We start from the raw sequence: 5,453 nt of genomic DNA, 5'->3' as shown, positions 1-5,453 counted from the left end.
TCGGAGACAATTCCTTTTGGATTGAAGATTGTCAGTAGACAGTCAACAGTCAGTTTCAACTCGCTGACACTCTTCGGTGTTGGTTGTAATTTTTTTACGGAGAGTTTGATCCTGGCTCAGGACGAACGCTGGCGGCGTGCTTAACACATGCAAGTCGAACGATGATGCCCAGCTTGCTGGGTTGATTAGTGGCGAACGGGTGAGTAACACGTGAGTAACCTGCCCCTGACTCTGGGATAAGCGTTGGAAACGACGTCTAATACTGGATATGATCGCCGGCCGCATGGTCTGGTGGTGGAAAGATTTTTTGGTTGGGGATGGACTCGCGGCCTATCAGCTTGTTGGTGAGGTAATGGCTCACCAAGGCGACGACGGGTAGCCGGCCTGAGAGGGTGACCGGCCACACTGGGACTGAGACACGGCCCAGACTCCTACGGGAGGCAGCAGTGGGGAATATTGCACAATGGGCGAAAGCCTGATGCAGCAACGCCGCGTGAGGGATGACGGCCTTCGGGTTGTAAACCTCTTTTAGTAGGGAAGAAGCGAAAGTGACGGTACCTGCAGAAAAAGCACCGGCTAACTACGTGCCAGCAGCCGCGGTAATACGTAGGGTGCAAGCGTTGTCCGGAATTATTGGGCGTAAAGAGCTCGTAGGCGGTTTGTCGCGTCTGCTGTGAAATCCCGAGGCTCAACCTCGGGCTTGCAGTGGGTACGGGCAGACTAGAGTGCGGTAGGGGAGATTGGAATTCCTGGTGTAGCGGTGGAATGCGCAGATATCAGGAGGAACACCGATGGCGAAGGCAGATCTCTGGGCCGTAACTGACGCTGAGGAGCGAAAGCGTGGGGAGCGAACAGGATTAGATACCCTGGTAGTCCACGCCGTAAACGTTGGGCGCTAGATGTAGGGACCTTTCCACGGTTTCTGTGTCGTAGCTAACGCATTAAGCGCCCCGCCTGGGGAGTACGGCCGCAAGGCTAAAACTCAAAGGAATTGACGGGGGCCCGCACAAGCGGCGGAGCATGCGGATTAATTCGATGCAACGCGAAGAACCTTACCAAGGCTTGACATACACCGGAAACGGCCAGAGATGGTCGCCCCCTTGTGGTCGGTGTACAGGTGGTGCATGGTTGTCGTCAGCTCGTGTCGTGAGATGTTGGGTTAAGTCCCGCAACGAGCGCAACCCTCGTTCTATGTTGCCAGCGGGTCATGCCGGGGACTCATAGGAGACTGCCGGGGTCAACTCGGAGGAAGGTGGGGATGACGTCAAATCATCATGCCCCTTATGTCTTGGGCTTCACGCATGCTACAATGGCCGGTACAAAGGGCTGCGATACCGTAAGGTGGAGCGAATCCCAAAAAGCCGGTCTCAGTTCGGATTGAGGTCTGCAACTCGACCTCATGAAGTCGGAGTCGCTAGTAATCGCAGATCAGCAACGCTGCGGTGAATACGTTCCCGGGCCTTGTACACACCGCCCGTCAAGTCATGAAAGTCGGTAACACCCGAAGCCGGTGGCCTAACCCTTGTGGAAGGAGCCGTCGAAGGTGGGATCGGTGATTAGGACTAAGTCGTAACAAGGTAGCCGTACCGGAAGGTGCGGCTGGATCACCTCCTTTCTAAGGAGCATCTGGTTCCATCGTTGCCTCCGTGTGGGGTGGGGTGGGATCCAGGCGCCCGATTCGGACCGACCGTGTCCGACGGGTAGCTCATGGGTGGAACATTGACAGTGCAGTCGGGAGCGCAGCTTCCGGTCTCAGTACGCCAGGCCTTCACGGGTCGGGTTGGAAGGGGTCGGGGTTGGCGGGTCGGCTGGTGCACGTTGTTGGGTCCTGAGGGACCAGGCTTCCCTGCTGTCCACGTGAGTGGTGGTGGGGGCTAGGGCCGGCGGAGTGATCCGTTCCGGTTCTTCGTTGGGCCGCATGAAGCTGACTGTCATGGTCGGGGGAGTGTGGTGCCGATCGTATGTTGAGAACTACACAGTGGACGCGAGCATCTTAGATCGCTCGCAACGATGATCGCCTTTTGGGTGGTCTTTGTTGACGAGTCGATCGCAATTTTAATCTTTGTGGTCAAGTTTCTAAGAGCAAACGGTGGATGCCTTGGCATCTGGAGCCGAAGAAGGACGTAGAAATCTGCGATAAGCCTCGGGGAGCTGATAATCGAGCTGTGAGCCGAGGATTTCCGAATGGGGAAACCCCGCCAGGCGACTTGTCGACCTGGTGACTCCCGCCTGAATATATAGGGCGGGTAGAGGGAACGTGGGGAAGTGAAACATCTCAGTACCCACAGGAAGAGAAAACAACATGTGATTCCGTGAGTAGTGGCGAGCGAAAGCGGATGAGGCTAAACCGATCATGTGTGATAGCCGGCGGGCGTTGCATGGTCGGGGTTGTGGGACACGTCGCTCAGTTCTGCCGGACTGGGACGGTTACAGCGCATCATAGTCGAACCGGTTTGAAAGCCGGGCCGTAGTGGGTGCCAGCCCCGTAGACGAAATGGTGTTATGGCCGGATGTGTATCCCAAGTAGCACGGGGCCCGAGAAATCCCGTGTGAATCTGTCAGGACCACCTGATAAGCCTAAATACTCCCAGATGACCGATAGCGGACAAGTACCGTGAGGGAAAGGTGAAAAGTACCCCGGGAGGGGAGTGAAATAGTACCTGAAACCGTTTGCTTACAAACCGTCGGAGCCTCCTTGTAGGGGTGACGGCGTGCCTTTTGAAGAATGAGCCTGCGAGTTAGTGATATGTGGCGAGGTTAACCCGTGTGGGGCAGCCGTAGCGAAAGCGAGTCTGAATAGGGCGATTCAGTCGCATGTCCTAGACCCGAAGCGAAGTGATCTATCCATGGCCAGGTTGAAGCGACGGTAAGACGTCGTGGAGGACCGAACCCACTTCAGTTGAAAATGGAGGGGATGAGCTGTGGATAGGGGTGAAAGGCCAATCAAACTTCGTGATAGCTGGTTCTCTCCGAAATGCATTTAGGTGCAGCGTTGCGTGTTTCTCGCCGGAGGTAGAGCTACTGGATGGCCGATGGGCCTCAACAGGTTACTGACGTCAGCCAAACTCCGAATGCCGGTGAGTGAGAGCGCAGCAGTGAGACGGTGGGGGATAAGCTTCATCGTCGAGAGGGAAACAACCCAGACTACCAACTAAGGCCCCTAAGCGTGTGCTAAGTGGGAAAGGATGTGGAGTTGCACAGACAACCAGGAGGTTGGCTTAGAAGCAGCCACCCTTGAAAGAGTGCGTAATAGCTCACTGGTCAAGTGATTCCGCGCCGACAATGTAACGGGGCTCAAGCACACCGCCGAAGTTGTAGATTTCGCACACTAGACAAGCCTTCGTGGTTCAGTCGTGCGGAGTGGTAGGAGAGCGTCGTGTGGCGAGTGAAGCGGCGGAGTGATCCAGCCGTGGACGCTACACGAGTGAGAATGCAGGCATGAGTAGCGAAAGACGGGTGAGAAACCCGTCCTCCGAAAGACCAAGGGTTCCAGGGCCAGGTTAATCCGCCCTGGGTAAGTCGGGACCTAAGGCGAGGCCGACAGGCGTAGTCGATGGACAACGGGTTGATATTCCCGTACCGGCGAACAACCGCCCAAGCTAATCCAGTGGTGCTAAGAGTCCTAACCCGGATCAACCGGATCCCTTCGGGGTGATGGTGGCCGGTCTAACGCTCGACCCCATGCTGGTGCGGTTAGCGTATGAACAGGTGTGACGCAGGAAGGTAGCTGAGCCAGGCGATGGTATCCGTAAGGTGAACCTGGTGTAAGGATGTAGGGCTGACGATAGGCAAATCCGTCGTCTGTGTGCCTGAGATCCGACGCGTACCCGCAAGGGGAAATCAGTGATCCTATGCTGCCGAGAAAAGCATCGACGCGAGGTTGCAGCCGCCCGTACCCGAAACCGACTCAGGTGGTCAGGTAGAGAATACCAAGGAGATCGAGAGAATCGTGGTTAAGGAACTCGGCAAAATGCCCCCGTAACTTCGGGAGAAGGGGGGCCGGACACGTGATACGGATTCACTCTGTTGAGCGTTGAAGGCCGCAGAGACCAGTGGGAAGCGACTGTTTACTAAAAACACAGGTCCGTGCGAAGTCGCAAGACGATGTATACGGACTGACGCCTGCCCGGTGCTGGAAGGTTAAGAGGAGGGGTTAGCCTTTGGGCGAAGCTCTGAATTTAAGCCCCAGTAAACGGCGGTGGTAACTATAACCATCCTAAGGTAGCGAAATTCCTTGTCGGGTAAGTTCCGACCTGCACGAATGGCGTAACGACTTCCCAGCTGTCTCAACCGCGAACTCGGCGAAATTGCACTACGAGTAAAGATGCTCGTTACGCGCAGCAGGACGGAAAGACCCCGTGACCTTTACTACAGTTTGGTATTGGTGTTCGGAGTGGCTTGTGTAGGATAGGTGGGAGACTGTGAAGCGGGCACGCTAGTGTTCGTGGAGTCATTGTTGAAATACCACTCTGGTCACTTTGGATGTCTAACGTAGGACCCTGATCGGGTTCATGGACAGTGCCTGATGGGTAGTTTAACTGGGGCGGTTGCCTCCCAAAGAGTAACGGAGGCGCCCAAAGGTTCCCTCAACCTGGTTGGCAATCAGGTGGCGAGTGTAAGTGCACAAGGGAGCTTGACTGTGAGACTGACAGGTCGAGCAGGGACGAAAGTCGGGACTAGTGATCCGGCAGTGGCTTGTGGAAGCGCTGTCGCTCAACGGATAAAAGGTACCTCGGGGATAACAGGCTGATCTTGCCCAAGAGTCCATATCGACGGCATGGTTTGGCACCTCGATGTCGGCTCGTCGCATCCTGGGGCTGGAGTAGGTCCCAAGGGTTGGGCTGTTCGCCCATTAAAGCGGTACGCGAGCTGGGTTTAGAACGTCGTGAGACAGTTCGGTCCCTATCCGCTGCGCGCGTTGGAAATTTGAGAAGATCTATCCCTAGTACGAGAGGACCGGGATGGACGAACCTCTGGTGTGTCAGTTGTTCTGCCAAGGGCACCGCTGATTAGCTACGTTCGGACCGGATAACCGCTGAAAGCATCTAAGCGGGAAGCCGTCTTCGAGATGAGATTTCCATGCACCTTGAGTGTGAGAGGCTCCCAGCAGACTACTGGGTTGATAGGCCGGATGTGGAAGCGGGGACTAACGACCCGTGGAGCTGACCGGTACTAATAAGCCGAAGACTTGACAACACAACTATTTCCCACACTTACGGTGTGGGGCTCGCGTCCACTTTGTGGTTCCCGACAGACGATCGGGAATCAAACTGAATACTTCAGCAACGGCTTGAAGGAATGTTTGAGACCAGATCATGGTCGAAAGTGTTCCGGTGGTCATAGCGAGAGGGAAACGCCCGGTCACATTCCGAACCCGGAAGCTAAGCCTCTCAGCGCCGATGGTACTGCAAGGGGGACCTTGTGGGAGAGTAGGACGCCGCCGGACTCAACGT

Annotated in this window: 3 rRNA genes; all 3 read left to right on the top strand. The window is 55.8% G+C overall.

Annotated elements, in window-relative coordinates:
* The first annotated feature begins 93 nt into the window (after positions 1–93).
* Positions 94–1,615: ribosomal RNA gene (locus BIU90_RS06330) — 16S ribosomal RNA — on the top strand.
* 451 nt (positions 1,616–2,066) lie between these two features.
* Positions 2,067–5,196 (top strand): 23S ribosomal RNA (locus tag BIU90_RS06325).
* A 133-nt stretch (positions 5,197–5,329) separates the two neighbouring features.
* Positions 5,330–5,446: ribosomal RNA gene (gene rrf / locus BIU90_RS06320) — 5S ribosomal RNA — on the top strand.
* Together the 16S, 23S and 5S rRNA genes form the textbook arrangement of a ribosomal RNA operon.
* Positions 5,447–5,453 lie beyond the last annotated feature (7 nt).

The organism is Curtobacterium sp. MCBA15_001, assembly GCF_001864835.1.
GTDB lineage: Bacteria > Actinomycetota > Actinomycetes > Actinomycetales > Microbacteriaceae > Curtobacterium.
This window is presented reverse-complemented; position numbering and strand designations above follow the sequence as displayed.